This window comes from Maribacter sp. MS6, assembly GCF_056839185.1.
In genome coordinates, this window is sequence record NZ_CM166389.1 from 1,054,793 (window position 1) to 1,070,578 (window position 15,786).

Genomic DNA, 15,786 nt, shown 5'->3' on the forward strand with positions numbered 1-15,786 from the left:
TATACCATAACTTTAGTTAACACCACCCCAATTATAAATTCTAATAAATAGAAACCATCAGCTATAATTAAGAAGATGAGCGATACTAGTATTACATGAGGAATAGGCTACCGTTTTAAAGTGAAGTGTGTTCTTCTACTTTTTGCAATTAAAGTTGCAGTATCATCATCTTGTGCGTATTCAAATTTGAACCAATAGTCCGTAGACGGCATTTCACTTCCGTTAAATGTTCCATCCCAGGTATCGGTCTCGCCTAATTGCTTTAAGAGCTTACCGTATCGATCAAAGATAAAGACAGCTACATCCGAAATACTAGCAGTATTCATTCCCTGAACATTCCACTCATCATTAATACCGTCTCCATTAGGTGTAAAAAATTTTGGATATGCAAATACAATAAAAGGTATGGGTTCGGTTATCCCGCATCCATTTTTGTCGTTTATAATCACCGTATTTTCACCCGGTGGGATATTCATGAAGATTGGACTATCTTGAAATTCACCGCCGTTGATCGCAAATTCATAATCACCATTACCTAACATATTAAATTCCACATTATTTTGATCGGGATCTATTGATAAATTATCTTCTAAAATGGTAACCGGATTTAACGGATCTAAAACCGGATCGCCATAAAAAGTAATTAGAATTCCTCCCACATCTGCTACGACAGGCGGAGTTCCTGAGCTTGTGGTGATTTCGGCAAAATATCGGCCTGAGCTTGGGCTAGATACCACTAACTCAGCTCCAAAAGGACCTGTGCCGGTCAAAATCTGATCAATCACGCCATCATCTTCATAATCTACAGACCATTCCACATTGGCTATATCGGAGCCTGCTGGTGAGCGTAATGCGCTTAATACTATATCTGGATCACCTTCACACGCTACAATATCCAAACCTAAAAACTCATCCCTTAAGGTACAGTCCAATGCCGTATTTTGATCATCTTGAACAGAACTACCGGTAAACGTTAACATGAAGGGTTCTGGGTCTCCGTCAAAGTTGGTGTTAAAATTGTTTATCAAAATAAAATAAAGCTCCCCCGGCTGCACATCCAACCACTCATCGTAGGTGTTTTGGCTCCCGATTAAAAATGGTGCGCCTTCTTGGCCATTTTCCGGGTTCACCCCTATGCCGGTAAATTCTGTATTGTTGACCTCGTAGTTACAACGAATAGGCTCGGAAGTTCCGTCCCCTATTATCGTACAGAAATTTTGCCCGTCAGCTTCGTCATAAGGCCCATAAACGGCAAAATCCCATTCCGCCGTTGGTGTTCCGGTTCCACCATTGGTAGGCATCGCTTGAATATCAAAACCCACTTGGCCTGCCGTACCAGCACGAAACACATACCATGATGTATTATTTTCAATATTAGCAGAACTAACACTGCCTTTTTCTAAACAACCAGTTTGGGTAATTACCTCAGGATCAAAATCCTCAATATCTCCACCACCATCGGCCAAGCCAAAAATAGGTACATCGGCGCATACCGGTATAGCAGTTCTACAATCTGGTGAATTTTGGGCTTGTACATTCCCAATGAACAGAAACAAAATGCAAATGAGTATAGGTAATGTTCTCATAAAACAAAATAGGGCTATTAATATACTTTAACATATATGATAACTGGCAGCATACCCTTTTAGTATTTTACATCGGTTTTTTTGTGCACTTAATCGATGAAATGCAATCTTAAAGCCATTCCACTGCGATTATTACTAAGACCCCAGCTCTTTAAAACGATACGAGCTACCTTATCCATAGGGAAGATGTAAAGAATGAAAATGTAACTCAGAATTAAGTTAATAAACATAAAATAGACCGACCACACTTAACACTATTTTATACACCCCTAGTGCTGAACTGTTATATTAAGTGCCATATAATCCATATCTTTGCGCCCTGTTAAAGCATTGTATACATGAAAACTGAAGGTACATTGGAAGACCATTTTGAGCAGATGGGTGAAGACCATATTTCTTCATCGGAGGAAACACCACTTCGCAAAGACGCTTTTGTTCTAACTGAAGAAGAAAAGATAAAGCGAATAAACACAAATGTTAGAGAAATAATGCTCACTTTGGGACTTGACCTAGACGATGACAGTTTGAAGGGAACTCCCAATCGCGTTGCTAAAATGTTCGTTAAAGAAATTTTTGGAGGACTACATCCAGATAAAAAACCTACGTCCTCTACATTTGACAACAAATACAAATACGGGGAAATGCTAGTAGAGAAAAATATTACGCTTTACTCTACCTGCGAACACCACCTACTCCCCATTGTCGGTAAAGCACATGTTGCCTACATCTCCAAAGGAAGGGTTATCGGTCTTTCAAAGATGAACCGTATTGTAGACTATTTTGCAAAAAGACCCCAAGTACAGGAACGATTAAACATCCAAATAGTACGAGAGTTACAAAAAGCTTTGGGAACGGATGATGTGGCATGCGTTATAGATGCAAAACACCTATGTGTAAACTCTAGAGGTATCAGGGATATTGACAGTAGTACCGTTACTGCGGAGTATGGTGGGAAGTTTAAGGAGGAAGGGGTACGCAGAGAATTCCTGAACTTCATTAACCTAGATACAACGTTCTAATTCTTTTTTAAAAGATGCAACTATACGAACAGCAGCAACTTAAAGTTCAAAATTCCTTAACCGGCAAAAAAGAACTATTTACTTCTTTGAATCCAGGATATATAGGCATGTATGTGTGTGGCCCCACGGTTTACAGTAATGTTCACCTAGGGAATTGCCGCACATTTATGTCGTTCGATATGATATTTAGGTACTTCAAACACTTAGGATACAAGGTACGGTATGTGCGAAATATAACAGATGCCGGCCATTTAGTAGACGATGCTGAGGACGGAGAAGATAAAATTGCAAAAAAGGCGAGGCTAGAGCAATTGGAACCGATGGAAGTGGTGCAGCGCTACACTGTCGATTTCCATAACATACTGGAAAAATTTAATTTTTTACCCCCTAGTATCGAACCTACGGCCACCGGTCATATTATAGAGCAGATTGAGATTATAAAGGTGATTATTGAAAAAGGGTATGCTTATGAAATCAATGGTTCTGTATACTTTGATGTTGTAAAGTTCAACGAAACCAACGAATACGGAAAATTGAGCGGTCGTAAGCTAGAGGATATGATAGCGAATACCCGCGAACTTGCTGCACAGGACGATAAACGAAGTCCACAGGATTTTGCCCTTTGGAAAAAAGCCGAGCCGGAACATATTATGAGATGGCCTTCGCCATGGGGAGATGGTTTCCCTGGGTGGCACCTAGAGTGTACGGCAATGAGTACAAAATATTTAGGGGAAACATTTGATATACACGGTGGTGGGATGGATTTAAAATTTCCACATCACGAGTGTGAAATTGCCCAAGCAGAAGCTAGTAACGGTAAATCTCCAGTACAATATTGGCTGCATACCAATATGCTTACCCTTAACGGCAAGAAAATGGCGAAATCTACTGGGAACAGTATATTACCAGGTGAGATATTTTCTGGAAACAATGATATTTTGAGTAAGGCTTTTTCACCTTCTATGGTGCGTTTCTTTATGATGCAAGCGCATTACACCAGTATTCTCGACATTAGCAACGATGCATTGCTTGCCTCGGAAAAGGGATTCAACAAACTAATGGAATCCATGAGCACATTGGACAGCCTAGTTGAAGGAAATAAAACCGAATTTGACGTACTCGCATGGAAGCAATCCTGCTATGATGCCATGAACGATGATTTCAATACACCTATATTAATAGCTAAACTATTTGATGCAGTAAAACATATCAACCTAATAAAAGAGGGAAAAGAGTCCATAACTGCCGCCGACAAGATAGTATTAAGGGAAACCATACAGAATTTTGTTTTTGATGTGTTGGGTCTAGAAAGCAAAAAAAGTTCGGAAGCGGATACTGAAAAACTAAACGGAGCCGTAGAACTGCTCATTGAGCTTAGAAAAAACGCAAGAGAGAATAGGGACTTTTCCACGTCTGACAGTATACGGGACCAATTGGCAGCTTTGGGCATTCAATTAAAGGATGGCAAAGAAGGCACTACGTTTAGTCTTTAATCAAGTCCGAAAAGCGGAATTTTCAATATTGGCTTTGTAAACACTAGGAGTTATTTTCTGTCTATTCTTGAAGACCCTATTAAAATAAGACCTGCTTTCAAAACCACAATCTAAATACACATCTTTGATGCTACGTTTGCTATCCTGCAACATACCAACCGCTAATTTTATTCGCTCATTGTTTATAAATTCTACCGGCGAAATTCCCAATTCAGATTTAAATGTGCGATAAAAATGTGATGGACTCATGCATGCCATACTGCTCAAATCATCTACCTGCAAGCTACTTGCAAGATTCTCTCGTATATAACGTATGACTCCTGCCAAACGACTCTCATTAGCAAGGCTTAGCGTAGCGTTACTATATATCTTACATTCATTCGTCTGCAAAATCCGAATAATCAATTCCCGCAGCATATTATCTACAAAAAAATCTTTTGAAGGGTGATCTTCTGAAAACAAAAATAAAAGTCGCTTTAAAATTTGAAAAATTCCCGGGTCGTTAACAAAATGAAAATTGTAGTTCATTAATCCCCACTCTTGCTTACTATCCTTTGGCATTTGTTCGTTCATGAACTGCAATACCTTGTTTATCTTATCCTCGGATATGGCCATTGCCAAGCAGCGAGTAGGATTTTTTTCCATAGCCTCTGGAAAATCGATGCACATCTGCTCATGGGCAGGGAGTATCAAAGATTCTCCAGGCAAAAAATCAAAAGACTCATAGTCCCTCAAGTGCATGATTTTTTTTCCTTCGATCATACTGGCAAGCACGGGCTGCTCAAATTGCAAAAGCACTTTCTCTGCCTGCTCATGGGTTTCAAAGACATGCATAGCAGCATTATTCATGGTATAGGAAGTTTGGTTTTCAATCAAGGTCTCCAACCGTCTTTCATTTAAAAACTTTTGAGATACTCGTAGCACGATACTTTCATTTTTACAATTGTAGAATTTACAAAATATTTAGATTAAAAAAATCATAAAATCAATAAATGATAGTATTGTTCATGTGATTCACAGAATACGTCAGATAAATCAACAATCTTATAATTAACTTTATACAAGGCTTAGGTAAAGCACTAGTCCTATTTAAAACATATTAGAAACCTTAAAACGTATATGCCATGAGTAACACAGCAACAGTAGAGAAAGATGTCCTAAAAAAACCGACCTTCAAAAACCAATATGAAAATTTTATTGGCGGTAAATGGGTAGCTCCAACAAAAGGCGAGTATTTTGAAAACACCTCCCCGGTAGATGGGAAATCTTTTACCAAAATTCCAAGGTCTACCGCGGAAGATATTGAGAAGGCAATTGATGCAGCCTGGGCGGCGGCGGCAACTTGGAATGTAAGTTCTGCAACGGAACGCAGTAATATTCTATTGAAAATTGCGGATAAGATGGAACAAAACTTGGAGGTTTTGGCAAGAGCTGAAACTTGGGACAATGGTAAGGCCATACGCGAAACCAGAGCAGCAGATCTACCATTGGCCATTGACCATTTCAGATATTTTGCGGGTGTGATACGAGCAGAGGAAGGATCCGTCAGCGAATTGGATGCAAACACTGTTGCTCTTAACGTTACGGAACCACTAGGTGTAGTGGGACAGATTATCCCGTGGAACTTCCCGCTCTTAATGGCTACCTGGAAATTGGCACCAGCTTTGGCTGCTGGAAACTGTGTCATCCTTAAACCTGCGGAACAAACACCGGTAGGTATTTTAATATTAATGGAAATGATTCAGGATATCCTACCAGCAGGAGTTTTGAACGTGGTGAACGGTTTTGGAGCGGAAGCTGGTAAACCTTTAGCTTCTAGCCCAAGAATTAATAAGATAGCTTTTACCGGAGAGACCACCACGGGTCAGTTGATTATGCAGTATGCCTCTAAAAATATTACCCCGGTAACCTTGGAACTCGGTGGTAAATCGCCGAACATCTTCTTTGAAAGCATCATGGATGCCGATGATGAGTTTTTTGACAAATGCATAGAAGGTGCCAATATGTTCGCCCTAAACCAAGGCGAAGTGTGTACGTGCCCATCGCGCATTCTTATTCAAGAAAACATTTACGATGCCTTTATAGCGCGGGTCATAGAGCGAACAAAGGCCATTAAACTGGGCCATCCATTAGACCCTAATACTATGATGGGGGCACAAGCCTCCAATGACCAATTTGAAAAAATTCTTAGTTATATAAAAATTGGGAAGGAAGAAGGATGTGAAGTTTTAACAGGCGGCGAGCAAGCCTATAACGAAGGACTTGAAGGTGGTTTTTACATACAGCCTACCCTGTTGAAAGGCAATAATAAAATGCGTGTTTTCCAAGAAGAAATTTTTGGTCCGGTGGCCTGTGTGACCACCTTTAAAGATGAAGCGGAAGCCATCGCCATAGCAAACGATACCTTATACGGCCTAGGTGCGGGCGTATGGACAAGGGATACGCACCAAGCCTATACCATATCGCGGGCTATACAAGCCGGTAGGGTCTGGGTGAATTGCTATCACTTATATCCTGCGCATGCCCCTTTTGGAGGATATAAAAAATCTGGGATAGGTAGAGAAAACCATAAAATGATGTTAGCACACTACCGTCAGACCAAAAATATGTTGATTTCCTACGACAAGAAAGCAATGGGATTCTTTTAAAAAAGCGCACATGAAAATCAAAAGAGTATTGGTAACCGAAAAGGCAGTCGCTATTATCAATCAGCTGAAGGACACCCACGGAGAACTGATGTTTCATCAAAGCGGTGGTTGTTGCGATGGATCCGCCCCTATGTGCTTTACTAAAGGAGACCTAATGCTTGATGAGAATGACGTATGGCTAGGAACAATAGAAGGCTGTGATTTTCACATGTCCAAAGATCAGTTTGAGTATTGGAAACATACCCAACTCACCATTGATGTTACCCCTGGCAGAGGAGCCAGTTTCTCTTTGGAAATTCCGTTGGGAATACGGTTCTTGATTCGCTCACGCTTATATACCCCAGAAGAAGCTGAACATTTGGAACCCGTCAGAATAGGTGTCTAACAATACACCCTAAAGCTAAATGCCCGTATATAACCATACGGGCTTTTGCTTTATTTAAGTAGTATCTTTATGCTAGTTTAGTATACTTAATATTTTGAAATTGAAGTTATCCTTAAAAAAAATTCTGATTGCCCCTTTTATTTTGTTAGTCCGTTTTTATCAACTGGCCATATCGCCATACACGCCAGCAACTTGCCGGTACTCCCCTACATGCTCCCAGTACACTTTGGAAGCTTTAAAAAAACATGGTCTTTTTAAGGGGGGGTGGCTTTCTTTAAAACGAATAGTTAGCTGTAATCCCTGGGGAGGAAAAGGATATGATCCGGTGCCCTGATGAGATTTTTGACTTATGGATTTATGTTCAGTCATAAAGGGTATCGTTATTCGAAATTCATTTTCATCATTTACAATTTCGGAGGGCTTTCAATTTTAGTATCTTAGCCTTTACAAATAAAGAACTATGCATTTTTTAGGTATTACATGGAATCCAAACGAAACCTTGTTCAATATTGGTTTCGTTCAGATAAAATATTATAATCTTTTATGGATTATTTCTTTCGCTTTGGGATGGTACCTGATGAAACGCATCTTCGATAACGAAAAAAAATCAGTAGAACAGCTAGATTCCCTATTCATCCATACCGTTTTAGGAACTATGCTTGGCGCACGATTAGGCCACGTTATTTTTTATGATTGGGCCTATTATAAAGATCACTTGTTAGAAATATTATTGCCCATTAGGGAAAGTAGTACCGGTAGTTTACTTTTTGGCTTAATAGATGGTTACGAATTTACAGGATTTACAGGATTGGCCAGTCATGGTGCGACCATAGGGGTAATTTTGGGTATGTATATCTATACCCGAAAATATCCCGAATTTAAACTGCTATGGATTTTGGACCGTATGGTAGTACCTTTTTCCATTGGCGCATTCTGTGTGCGTTTGGGTAATTTTTTCAACTCGGAAATCAATGGTAGAATAGTGGATAAGTCCTTTATTTTCGCAACGCGTTTCATTCGTGATTCAGATGATTTACATCCCTCCAAAGCCTTAGCGGTAACCAAGGAAAAAACCCTCAATGCGGCGTATGCCGCCATTGAAAACAATCCGAAATTTGCACAATATTTAGAAGAAATACCCTATCGCCATCCCGCACAACTGTACGAAGGTATCTGTTACATCTTTATTTTTATCCTCCTCTACTACCTCTATTGGAAAACAGAGAAAAAGAATAAACAGGGCTATCTTTTAGGTTTGTTTTTAGTGTTGCTCTGGACGGTACGCTTCTTTGTAGAGTTCGTTAAGAAAAGTCAAGGTGGTTTTGAGGAATCTTGGGGTCTACTTTCTACAGGACAGTGGCTTAGCATACCGTTTATCATCGTTGGTCTATATCTTATGTTTAGACCTTCAGGCAAAACGGCTTAGATTATTTTGTATTATGGGCATAAAACACACTATTGGAATTCTTGTTGTATTTCTTTCAGTCCTCTCGTGCAAGGAGGAAAACAAAACCACCATCAAAACGGAAGAAGTCACGTTTACCAAAGAAGGCAAATTAAACATCTTCAAAAAAGAATCAGATTCCCTAGTAAGGCAATTAGATGTGGAGTTTGCTGAGTCTGACTATGAAACACAGACGGGACTTATGTACCGCAAAGGTATGGAGGACGACCAAGCAATGTTATTCATTTTTCCGGATGTAGCAATGCATTCGTTTTATATGAAGAATACCGCTTTTGCCTTAGATATTATCTTCATTGATGAAAATCTGAAAATCGCGAGTTTCCAAAAAAACGCCCAACCTTTTAACGAGACCGGACTTTCCTCTAAAGTCCCTATTAAATATGTTTTGGAAGTAAATGCAGGACTGGCTAAAAAATGGCTCTTGGAAGTGGGCGATACAATTGAGTTCACCAGAGATTAAAAACCCATCGAATGGACTATCTCTTAGAAGGTGAACAAACCAAAAGGCTTAGCTTTAGAAAGTTACACCCAAATGATTTCAGACTTTGGCTACCTTTCCACGAAGAACCCTTAAGTTCTCAATACTGGGAAGGGTTACCAGAAGATCCAAAAACCGCTTGCCAACAGCAATTCGATAGGATTTTTGAACGCTACCATACCAGCCAAGGTGGCATGAACGCATTAGTTTGTAATGAAACTCAGAAATTTATTGGACTTTGCGGACTCTTAGTGCAAACCGTAGATGAGCTAAAAGAATTGGAAATAGGATATTCGATTTTGCCGGAACATTGGGGCAAGGGCTATGCCACGGAGGCCGCCGAACTCTGTAAGAAAACTGCATTTAATAACGACTGGACGGCGCACTTGATTTCTATCATCCATGTAGACAACGTACCGTCTAGAAAGGTTGCGCTTAAAATAGGGATGCAATGGCATCGAACAACTACTTATAACAAAAATCCCGTAGACATATATCAGATAAAAAAATAGTATGACAATGCATTGGGCCATATTCGTTGATAACGAATCTAACAAATCCTTTTTCATAGAAGAAGTTTTAGGACAGCGCCATCCCACTTTTACGACCTTTATTGATAAGAAGGGAGCCTTGTTCTCACCATTAGCTGTAACAACTTTTGTTGAACAGGAAGAACAGCATGGGTACAGCGCCTTAACAACTAAAACACAGCCCTTAAAAACTATGTCTAGTGGGGAACAAAAGAAAGCCCTTTTATATCACATACTAGCATCAGGGTCAGATTATATAGTACTAGATAATCCTTTCGATAATTTGGACACTGATTTTCAAGCCAAACTAAAACAAATAGTACTACAAAGAACACAGGAAATTAGCTTTATACAATTGGTGAGTAGAAAATCTGATATACTTCCCTTTATAGAGAATTTCGGAGTGTTAAAAGTAAATGAATTTACAGTACTTAAAAATGAGGATATTACCATAGCTGTTGAGCCAGATCATCGGTTATACAAGAAGATTCCAAAGCCAATACATACTCTTGAACCGTTAGAGGATACCCTAATTGAATTCCGTAACGTCTCTATTTCTTATGAAAGCAAACCCATACTGAACAATATCTCATGGAAAGTAGAAAAAGGAGAGTTCTGGCAACTTGTGGGAAAAAACGGATCTGGAAAAACCACAATGCTATCCATGATATTTGGAGATAATCCAAAAGCGTACGGAAAAGATGTTTATATATTCGGCAAGAAGAAAGGCAGCGGTGAAAGTGTATGGGAAATCAAGGAAAAAATCGGTTATTTTTCTTCGAATATAACCGATAAATTTAAAGGTAGACATTCCGTACAGCATATGCTTATATCAGGATTTACAGATTCGGTTGGACTCTACACCCTACCTACGGAATCACAAAAGCAAAGGAGTAAAGAATGGTTGATGCTACTTGGTTTATGGGAAAAACGAAATACACTGTTTAAGCAACTTTCGTTGGGCCAACAACGTTTGGTGATGACCGCAAGAGCTATGGTTAAACATCCCCCTTTATTAATACTGGACGAGCCTACCGCTGGCATGGACGATACAGCCGCCCAACTATTGGTAGCACTAGTCAACAAAATTGCAACCGAAACCAATACCTGTGTTATTTTTGTTTCGCATCGAAAGGAACCTGGATTACAACCAAAATACCTCTACACACTGGATATGACAAGTGACGGATCAAAAGGAAAATCTACTTTTTTATAAATAATAGTTCCAATAAAAAAGCCGCTACCCCATAAGGAATAGCGACTCTTTAACTTGAGTTAGTCTACTTTTTATTAGGCTGTGACCCCTGATCTTATTTTCTTCCCTAATGCATCGTACATTATTGGTGTTGCAATAAATACGGATGAGTATGTACCTACAACTACACCTACAATCATAGCGAACATAAATCCTCTTAAGGATTCCCCGCCAAAAACAAATATCGTAAGCAATACGACCAATGTGGTCAAAGAGGTATTCAATGTCCTACTCAATGTACTATTAATCGCAGTATTAATATTCTCCCCACTTTTCCATCCTCGCTCCGCAATTATCTCACGAATACGGTCAAAAACAACCACGGTATCATTCAAGGAATAACCAATTACCGTAAGTATCGCAGCAATAAAAGCCTGATCAATTTCCATGTTAAAAGGCATCAGCTTTCCAAATATAGAGAACACACCAAGCACAATCAAAACATCATGGAATACAGCTGCAACCGCACCCAAGGAGAATTGCCATCTACGGAAACGGAACAAGATGTACAGGAATACCACGGCTAAGGATCCTAGGATTGCCAAGAAGGCATTATTTTTAATATCATCCGCAATGGTAGGACCCACTTTAACGGACTGCATAATACCAATAGCCTTATCCGCGCTACCTATCATAAAATCTTGCTTATCAATACCGTCTGGTAGATATTTTTGTAAAGAAGTATATAACTTGTCCTGTATCTCATTGTCGACCTCTATACCCTCAACATCTACTTTATACGGTGTTGTAATCTTAATTTGATTGGACTCGCCAAACGTTTTAACCTGAGTACCACTTCCAAAGACGTCGTTAAGCTCAGAGGCAATTTCTGAGGCATTTACCTGCTGTTCAAAACGAACCGTGTAGGAACGACCACCTATAAAATCGACTCCCTGCTGTAAGCCTGGTCCTGCAAGTAAGGAAAATAGTCCCACAGCTACTAAAATTCCAGAGATTACATAAGCTATCTTTCTTTTTACCAAGAAATCTATACTCATGTTCTTAAATAGGCCTTTTGTTATAGCCGTAGAGAAATCCAAGCTTCTTCCCTTGCCTCCTATATACCAATCAACCAAAAGCCTTGTGATAAATATGGCCGTAAATAATGAGGTTAGTATACCAATTAATAAGGTGGTAGCAAATCCTTTTATAGGTCCAGAACCAAATACAAAGAGGATAATTGCCGTAAGACCCGTAGTTATGTTGGCATCCAAAATAGAAGATAGTGCATTACTAAAACCATCTGAGACCGCCAGACTTCTTCCTTTTCCTTTTGCCAATTCTTCTTTTATACGCTCAAAAATAAGTACGTTGGCATCGACCGACATACCTATGGTCAAAACAATACCCGCTATACCAGGTAAGGTTAATACCGCGTTCAAGCTTGTAAGCACACCAAATATCAAAAGAATATTCAATAGCAATGCAACATCTGCAAAAGCACCTGCCTTACCATAATAGAATATCATCCATAGCAATACTACCGCCATGGCTATAAGGAAAGACATAAAACCACTATCAATAGCTTCTTGGCCCAAAGAAGGACCCACTATTTCAGATTGAATGATTTCAGCCGAGGCGGGTAATTTACCAGCTCTTAAAACGTTAGCGATATCCTTGGTTTCATTTACCGTAAAATCTCCAGAAATTTCTGTTCTACCGCCAGATATTCCTCCAACAACAGAACAACCAGGTGCCGTGTAGACCCTGTTATCCAATACAACGGCAATACCCGTTTGGTTAACATTGGCATCACTCGTTAATTTTTGCCATAGTTTAGAACCTTTAGAGTTCATGCTCATGGTAACGACCGGCTTACTGAATTGGTCAAACTCGCCACGTGCATCACTGACCACATCACCACTAATTCTTGGCGTTGCTTCACGATTAGATTTTAAGGCATAAAGATTAATTATCTCGGTATCCTCGGTTGCAGGACGTTCCCAAACAAATTTCACAAATTGGATATCTGCAGGCAATAATCTTCTAATTTCCGGCATTCTTAGATAACCGCCTATCGTAGCAGTATCCTTAATAGCTGCTTGAAACATAGCATTACTTCCTGGGTTAGCAGGAATCAATAATTCATAAAGCGGATTGACCTGAGTGGCCAAATCCAAAGAATCGGAGGCTACATCGGATAATAAGGAATCCAACTCAGTCTCTTCCTTTATTTGTTCTGGCTCATCTACCTTTACAATATCCTTTAGCTTCTCGTTTGCTTGTATCAAAAACGTACTAAAACTCGTATTACTCTGCGGGTAAGTTTCCCAGAACTCCAATTGTGCCGTACTGGACAACAAATCCTGAGCACGTGCAATATCCCTGGCCCCCGGCAATTCGACTATAATACGACCAGAGTTTCCTTCTCTTTGAATATTTGGTTGAGTCACCCCAAAGCCATCGATACGTTCCCGTAAAACTTCAAAAGCAGAAACAATGGATTCATCAATTTTAGTCCTTATAATTGGCCTTACCTGATCATCGGACATTTGAAAGTTAACCTCATCACTTAGTCCCTTGTTCGAAAATATTTCGGGCGAAGCTAACTTCGTCTCTCCTTTTATATTGTCAAAAGCTTCAAAAAACAAATCCAAATAAGTGTCATCACTATTTTGGGATGCAACATCGGCATCGGCCAAGGCCTTATTGAAAACAGGGTTTTTGGTGTTATTGGCTAATCCTTTTAAGATATCTTTTACCGAAATTTGTAGGGTTACGTTAATACCGCCCATAAGATCCAGACCCTTGTTCAATTCCTTCTGCTTAGCTTCACCATAATTGGTATAACCTAGAATGGTGTTCTCGCTAATGGAGTCCAAATAACGGGCTTCTACGGCTTCCCTTTGAGAAACATAATCGTCTTCCGACTCTGAAATACGGCTGATCGCAAACGCTTCTGCCTCGTTTTCTACTTTACTTGTGATAAAAGTATAGGATAGCTGATAGATACTTACTAACCCGAATAATAAAGCGAAAAGCTTTATAAGTCCTTTATTTTGCATTTTAATAGTTATTTAATTTATGTTATTTAGGTGTATTAAAAACCAAGGCAAATAAACTTTACGCAAAGTAATAAGCTGCTTGGTATTCTATTTTATTGGAAATTAACTGTTCCCATTCACATAAGGTCCTGCCCTTACTTCTGGTATTATTTGTGAAGTGTTATTAATTGATAATGCAATATTTCTATTAATCTTATAAGCTATGTCAACGCTAGCGTCTTGTTCAAAATCTAGTGTATTAGCACATGTTAGAATTACAGAATTAGAAACTATTTCATCAGCTTGTTTATGACTTAAAACAAGAGTTGCGTTTAAATTAACAATATCATCTGCTTGCAGATGCAAATCAGATACGATTAAATTATACTTTTCGGGAAGTTCTTCTATAGGATAATCGGAAGGAAATTCTTCTTTATTTGATAAAGACAGTCGCTTTTCTTTGGAAAGAAACTCCTTAACACTAACGGCATCGATATCACTGTAATAACGAATACTTAACTGTGTGCCGTCATTTTCTACTATTTCAATATCAGCAATACCTAGCACTTCTAGCTTCTTGGCAATTACAGCCAAAATTTCATCATGAGCAGTTTCTGAGGCTAGTTCTACCTCTGCAAATTTTAGTAATATTTGCTGGTTAGAAGTTCTCTTATGCTCTTGACTTAGCCCCAAAAAGGCTAGAATAATAAATAAAGTGCTTATACACCATTTTGCATTCATGCGGCAAATATAAAAAGAAAGATTATTCTAGGTAGTATATTTTATACATTATAAATTTTCAAAGTCCAAGGTGCATTAACTAACAATGCCTTTATAGTTAGACTACAAAGGCATTGTTTTAGCGCTAAAGAATTTAAACTAAACGTCTAAAAGACCATTTGTTTTGGCAACTCCTGCCGCACTTTCCTGCATTTTATCCTTCTCGGCATCACTCAAAGGGATATCAACGATTTTCTCGATACCATTTTTACCTAATAGTACGGGCACACCTATACAGATATCGTTTAATCCGTATTCCCCTTCCAAAAATGTAGAACATGGGAATAGTTTCTTTTGATCGCATGCAATTGCCTGCACTAAAGCAGAAACCGCTGCTCCCGGTGCATACCATGCACTTGTTCCCAACAACTTTGTTAGCGTTGCTCCACCTACTTTGGTATCATCAGCTACTTGCTGTAATCTGTCTTCGGACAAAAACTCGGATACTCTAATGCTATTTCTGGTTGCATGCGACGTTAAAGGAACCATTCCTGTATCGCTATGACCACCGATGACCATTCCATCTACATCAGATATTGGAGCTTCCATGGCTTCAGCTAGCCTATACTTAAAACGGGCACTATCTAACGCGCCACCCATACCTATAATTCTATGCTTTGGTAAATCTGTGGTTTTATGGACCAAGTAAGTCATCGTATCCATAGGATTACTTACCACGATAAGAATGACGTTTGGTGAATGCTCGATTAAACTGCTCGATACCGCTTTAACGATTCCTGCATTTATTCCTATCAATTCTTCCCTGGTCATCCCGGGTTTTCTGGGTATTCCCGAAGTAATCACAGCAATATCGCTATTGGCCGTCTTTGCATAATCACTAGTACTACCTGTAATCTTAGTGTCAAAACCGTTTAACGAGGCGGTCTGCATTAAATCCATAGCCTTCCCTTCTGCATAGCCTTCTTTTATATCCAAAAGAACAACTTCCGACGCAAAATCCTTTATCGCTATATATTCCGCACAACTTGCTCCTACCGCTCCTGCTCCTACTACTGTAACTTTCATTTAAAGATAAATTTAATGGTTATTAATTAAAACGTTTACCGTCTTATTTAGGTTTCTACTTTCAACTCAAAAATAGGTATAAATTGACAAAAAAAGGGCGAGATTTCCTCAATATTAAATCGCCAAGTAATCCATCA

The 15,786-nt window shown here is 39.2% G+C and carries 14 protein-coding genes; 9 read left to right on the plus strand and 5 right to left on the minus strand.

Annotation, left to right across the window (positions count from 1 at the left end):
- Positions 1-107: 107 nt before the first annotated feature.
- Positions 108-1,586: a T9SS type B sorting domain-containing protein gene (locus MS6x_RS04780; RefSeq protein WP_482605697.1), complete on the minus strand. Its 1,479-nt coding sequence runs from the start codon at positions 1,584-1,586 to the stop codon at positions 108-110.
- A gap of 338 nt (positions 1,587-1,924) precedes the next feature.
- On the opposite strand from MS6x_RS04780, the gene folE reads away from it, so the two are divergent.
- A complete protein-coding gene (gene folE / locus MS6x_RS04785) occupies positions 1,925-2,605 on the plus strand; it encodes a GTP cyclohydrolase I FolE (protein ID WP_482605699.1) in 681 nt (226 codons plus the stop codon).
- Positions 2,606-2,619: 14 nt separating this feature from the next.
- Positions 2,620-4,098, plus strand: a complete 1,479-nt coding sequence (gene cysS, locus MS6x_RS04790) for a cysteine--tRNA ligase (RefSeq protein WP_482605701.1) — start codon at positions 2,620-2,622, stop codon at positions 4,096-4,098.
- Here cysS and MS6x_RS04795 read toward each other — a convergent pair whose 3' ends face one another.
- On the minus strand, positions 4,099-5,022 hold the full coding sequence (locus MS6x_RS04795; RefSeq protein ID WP_482605703.1) for an AraC family transcriptional regulator: 924 nt from the start codon (positions 5,020-5,022) through the stop codon (positions 4,099-4,101).
- Positions 5,023-5,222: 200 nt separating this feature from the next.
- On the opposite strand from MS6x_RS04795, the gene exaC reads away from it, so the two are divergent.
- The 7 genes from exaC (at position 5,223) to MS6x_RS04830 (ending at position 10,820) form a co-directional block, all read left to right on the plus strand.
- Positions 5,223-6,746, plus strand: coding sequence for an acetaldehyde dehydrogenase ExaC (gene exaC, locus MS6x_RS04800; RefSeq protein WP_482605705.1), 1,524 nt, complete (start codon positions 5,223-5,225; stop codon positions 6,744-6,746).
- Between the two features lie 10 nt (positions 6,747-6,756).
- Positions 6,757-7,131, plus strand: coding sequence for a DUF779 domain-containing protein (locus MS6x_RS04805; RefSeq protein WP_482605707.1), 375 nt, complete (start codon positions 6,757-6,759; stop codon positions 7,129-7,131).
- Between the two features lie 100 nt (positions 7,132-7,231).
- The gene (gene yidD / locus MS6x_RS04810; protein ID WP_482605709.1) at positions 7,232-7,465 is read left to right on the plus strand and encodes a membrane protein insertion efficiency factor YidD; all 234 of its coding nucleotides are present in this window, start codon (positions 7,232-7,234) and stop codon (positions 7,463-7,465) included.
- A 126-nt stretch (positions 7,466-7,591) separates the two neighbouring features.
- Positions 7,592-8,557 carry a prolipoprotein diacylglyceryl transferase gene (gene lgt, locus MS6x_RS04815; protein ID WP_482605710.1) on the plus strand — a complete coding sequence of 322 codons (966 nt, stop codon included), beginning with the start codon at positions 7,592-7,594 and terminating at the stop codon, positions 8,555-8,557.
- Between the two features lie 13 nt (positions 8,558-8,570).
- Complete coding sequence (locus tag MS6x_RS04820) at positions 8,571-9,056, plus strand: DUF192 domain-containing protein (protein ID WP_482605712.1); 486 nt, start codon at positions 8,571-8,573, stop codon at positions 9,054-9,056.
- Between the two features lie 11 nt (positions 9,057-9,067).
- Positions 9,068-9,586, plus strand: coding sequence for a GNAT family N-acetyltransferase (locus MS6x_RS04825; RefSeq protein WP_482605713.1), 519 nt, complete (start codon positions 9,068-9,070; stop codon positions 9,584-9,586).
- A gap of 1 nt (position 9,587) precedes the next feature.
- A complete protein-coding gene (locus MS6x_RS04830) occupies positions 9,588-10,820 on the plus strand; it encodes an ABC transporter ATP-binding protein (RefSeq protein WP_482605714.1) in 1,233 nt (410 codons plus the stop codon).
- Positions 10,821-10,894: 74 nt separating this feature from the next.
- Here the strand turns inward: MS6x_RS04830 and secDF are convergent, their stop codons facing one another.
- From secDF to mdh, 3 genes are all read right to left on the minus strand, one after another.
- Positions 10,895-13,864: a protein translocase subunit SecDF gene (gene secDF, locus MS6x_RS04835; protein WP_482605715.1), complete on the minus strand. Its 2,970-nt coding sequence runs from the start codon at positions 13,862-13,864 to the stop codon at positions 10,895-10,897.
- A 102-nt stretch (positions 13,865-13,966) separates the two neighbouring features.
- The gene (locus MS6x_RS04840) at positions 13,967-14,584 is read right to left on the minus strand and encodes a hypothetical protein (protein WP_482605717.1); all 618 of its coding nucleotides are present in this window, start codon (positions 14,582-14,584) and stop codon (positions 13,967-13,969) included.
- Between the two features lie 138 nt (positions 14,585-14,722).
- Positions 14,723-15,649 (minus strand): malate dehydrogenase, encoded by a 927-nt coding sequence (gene mdh, locus MS6x_RS04845; protein WP_482605719.1) that lies wholly within the window; start codon positions 15,647-15,649, stop codon positions 14,723-14,725.
- Positions 15,650-15,786: the final 137 nt, after the last annotated feature.

Bases quoted from the DNA above. Each gene is read 5' to 3' on its own strand.
- MS6x_RS04780 (WP_482605697.1), bottom strand. From the start codon at position 1,586: ATGAGAACATTACCTATACTCATTTGCATTTTGTTTCTGTTCATTGGG.
- folE (WP_482605699.1), top strand. From the start codon at position 1,925: ATGAAAACTGAAGGTACATTGGAAGACCATTTTGAGCAGATGGGTGAA.
- cysS (WP_482605701.1), top strand. From the start codon at position 2,620: ATGCAACTATACGAACAGCAGCAACTTAAAGTTCAAAATTCCTTAACC.
- exaC (WP_482605705.1), top strand. From the start codon at position 5,223: ATGAGTAACACAGCAACAGTAGAGAAAGATGTCCTAAAAAAACCGACC.
- MS6x_RS04805 (WP_482605707.1), top strand. From the start codon at position 6,757: ATGAAAATCAAAAGAGTATTGGTAACCGAAAAGGCAGTCGCTATTATC.
- lgt (WP_482605710.1), top strand. From the start codon at position 7,592: ATGCATTTTTTAGGTATTACATGGAATCCAAACGAAACCTTGTTCAAT.
- MS6x_RS04820 (WP_482605712.1), top strand. From the start codon at position 8,571: ATGGGCATAAAACACACTATTGGAATTCTTGTTGTATTTCTTTCAGTC.
- MS6x_RS04825 (WP_482605713.1), top strand. From the start codon at position 9,068: ATGGACTATCTCTTAGAAGGTGAACAAACCAAAAGGCTTAGCTTTAGA.
- MS6x_RS04830 (WP_482605714.1), top strand. From the start codon at position 9,588: ATGACAATGCATTGGGCCATATTCGTTGATAACGAATCTAACAAATCC.
- secDF (WP_482605715.1), bottom strand. From the start codon at position 13,864: ATGCAAAATAAAGGACTTATAAAGCTTTTCGCTTTATTATTCGGGTTA.
- MS6x_RS04840 (WP_482605717.1), bottom strand. From the start codon at position 14,584: ATGAATGCAAAATGGTGTATAAGCACTTTATTTATTATTCTAGCCTTT.
- mdh (WP_482605719.1), bottom strand. From the start codon at position 15,649: ATGAAAGTTACAGTAGTAGGAGCAGGAGCGGTAGGAGCAAGTTGTGCG.